Source organism: Streptomyces incanus (assembly GCF_042656345.1).
GTDB lineage: Bacteria > Actinomycetota > Actinomycetes > Streptomycetales > Streptomycetaceae > Streptomyces > Streptomyces incanus.
Genome location: NZ_JBHSPC010000090.1, coordinates 1 through 2871, shown reverse-complemented (window position 1 = coordinate 2871; position 2871 = coordinate 1). Strand labels below are relative to the sequence as shown.

Here is a 2871-nt window from a genome sequence, read left to right as displayed (position 1 = left end):
CGGTGTCGGTGCTGTCCATGGCACGCCGCCTTCGTCCGGGAGAACCGCGCGGGCCCGCAACTGCTGGGCCAGTGCGACCAGCCGGAGCAGACCCTCCCTGCTGATGATCGGCGTGCTCACTCCTCGCTGTCCAACAATCCCCGTACCGTGACAAACCCACTGAGTGGGTACGGGCATACGTCAAACGCTGCCTGGCCAACCTTGCCGTCGTCACCCTCGACCGGCTCGAAGCCCTCGTACGCAACCGGCTCAAACGCCTTCACCGGCCCGCCACCCTCGACGGCTTCATAGCGGGTACCGGCCTGACCCTCGACCATCCAACGCCACCCTGACAAGCCGAAGTCAGTAAAAGTGAACGAAGCCAACCACCCCGAGCGGCCCATCACCGTTGCCGAATCGCGCCCGCGGCACACGTCATCCGTCCGCGTGCTGCAGTACGCCTCCGCCGGCACCTGGACATCCCGCCGCTCGCCCGCCGGGCCCGGCTCTCCCCCGCACACGGAGACCCGCCGGCCGCCGACCCGCACGACGGCGGGGCCACGGTCACGGAAATCTCGGCCGGGTGAGGTTTCTTCCCTCCGGGCCGCTTCGCCGCCCTCTACCGCGGCGTCTACCGCCGGCGCCCACGTCAGACCCTGCAGGCCGACCGACACCGGCCGCCCGTCCTCGCCCGCCTCAGTCGGCCACGAACTCCGGCTCCCACGGCCGCGGCCCCATGCCGTCCTGCCAGCGCAGGAGTTCTTGACCGTCCATGCACACGATGCCGCACTGCTCGGCGTACTCGATCGCGGGAGCGGTGAAGTCGCTGGTGGTGACCACGACGGCGACATCGGCCTCGTGAACGGTGAAACACGTGCCGCCGAACCGCTGCATGTCCTGGGAACCGACTCGGTTGGCGTCGCAGTACCGCTTGCACTGGATGACGGCCAGGCGCCCGTCCGGCGTCCTTGCCACGACGTCGGCGCCCAGGTCACCGGTCCCGCCCACGACGTCCACGTCGAGGCAGCCGTCGCGTCGACACAGCTCGGCTATCGCCTGCTCGAACTCGGCGGGGTCCAGCGCCTCGTAGCCTGTCTCCCCGGTGTCCGCGGGCACCTCGTTCACCGGCTCGAGGAGGGGGACGGTCCGTTCCGCGTCGAGGCGACCGCCGCAGGGATCGGTCCGTGCTGCTACAGGGCCGGCGGCAGAAGTCGGTGGAGCGGTGTCGAGGACTTCGACCGCCGTCTCCGTGGCCTCGTCCAGGGCTTCCGCGGCGTGGCGCGCGAGTCTCGCTGCCGATATCCGGCGCCTTCTGCGGCAGCCGGCCACGACACCGCCGACACCCACGAGGACGAGTGCGACGGCCCAGGCAGGACGGCGTTCGGCGGCGGCCGTCGCGGTACGGACGGCCGTGCCCACCAATATCAGGATGAGGGCGAGAAGGACGAAGTACAGGGCTGTCGCCCGGAGTTCGAACCGACGGGAGCGGCGCACGGAACGCGAAGCACGTGCGGGTACAGCCATGGGGATGCTTCCTTTCCGAGGACGTCAACGAAGATCAAGGGGGCGTCTTCCCAGGTACGGGAGGTTCTATCGAGCCGATGCGATCACCCGTGTCGCTGTGCTTCCACACCGTCGACGGGGCCGCGCCGCTGTGCCGGCTGCATCACTGCATGAAGAACCGCTGCCACTCGGACGGCTCCCGCGCACGCTCGCCGAAAGCCGAGGACGTATGCGCCGCAAGGGTCGCGGGCATCTGACCGACTTCCTTGCCCAGGGGTCCACCCTGCCAGCCGCCACGGCAAACACCGTTGAAGTAGTTGAAGTATTAGGGGCCTGAGTCGGAGATTCGTCGTTGGTCGGGCATGAGTCGTCCTGGACCGAGGCTTGCGCCACTGGATCTGACCGCTGACGAACGCTCGGTGTTGCAGGGCTGGGTGCGGCGGCGTAGGTCCACACAGGACATGGTGATGCGGGCCCGGGGGATCCTGGCCTGCGACGAAGCAGGAGAGAATGGCTTTCCCGTGTCGAGGGGTGGGGTGATGGAGCGGGTCGGGGTGTCCGCGACACCGTCTCGAAGGTGGCGTAGGCGGTTCCTGGCGGACCGTCTCGACGGACTGTCGGACGAGCCGCGACCGGGCCGGCCCCGCACAGTGAGGGGCCAGCAGGTCGCCGATCCGATCGCCCGGACCCTGGAGACGAAGCCGGAGAACGCCACCCACCAGTCGACCCGCAGGACTTGCACCTGCGTTTCCCGCAGGAAGCGGTGCGTCATTCCTTGGACGACCAAAGCACAGGCAACGGCACCGTCGGAACGGCCCGCGCCTTCCAGATCGAACTTGAGCTCAGGCCCACCGGAGCGCACACCAGGACCGACACCCACGCACCCACGTACTCGGCCGGTCGGCCGGGGCAACAGCGCCGGCCGCGGAGCCGGGAGACGCGCAAAGTCTCCTTGCGCACCGCCCCGGAGACGTCGCCCCTCCCCCCTCCCCGCCTTCCTGTGGCGTCCGTACCGATCCGCACAGCGCGCTCCACCACCGGAGTGGACCCGCAGGCAGACCTGCCCGGCCGGCGCCCGGTAGCCGGTATGGGCAATGCCGTGATCAAAAACGTGATGTGTGTCGAGGCCACCGCTGCACTGGCCCTCCTCCCCCTGGCCGTCCTTGCCTCGCCGAGGCCGACATGGTATGGGCCGGCCTCGACTGCCCGTCCGGCTACGTGTCCATCTACCCGGAGAGCGATTTCGGCGGGTAGCCCTGAGTCGGGCACGCGGTCTACGGCAGCGTGAAGGACCTGCCCTCCACCATCCGCGACCGCAGCGGTTCCCTCCACGACCTGCGCGGCCACCACCTCAACGACCGGACCCGCTCCCTGGAAATCGACCGCACC

Annotated in this window: 2 protein-coding genes and 1 pseudogene; 2 read left to right on the top strand and 1 reads right to left on the bottom strand. The window is 69.3% G+C overall.

Annotated features, from left to right (window positions below):
* Positions 1-155: 155 nt before the first annotated feature.
* Positions 156-332, top strand: a pseudogene (locus ACFP2V_RS38720) (IS630 family transposase); the annotation flags it as partial.
* A 343-nt stretch (positions 333-675) separates the two neighbouring features.
* Here ACFP2V_RS38720 and ACFP2V_RS26985 read toward each other — a convergent pair.
* Entirely contained in the window at positions 676-1503 is an 828-nt protein-coding gene (locus tag ACFP2V_RS26985) for a restriction endonuclease (protein ID WP_381217734.1), read from the bottom strand.
* Between the two features lie 341 nt (positions 1504-1844).
* Between ACFP2V_RS26985 and ACFP2V_RS26980 the strand changes: the two genes are divergently transcribed.
* Entirely contained in the window at positions 1845-2564 is a 720-nt protein-coding gene (locus ACFP2V_RS26980) for a helix-turn-helix domain-containing protein (protein WP_381217732.1), read from the top strand.
* Positions 2565-2871: the final 307 nt, after the last annotated feature.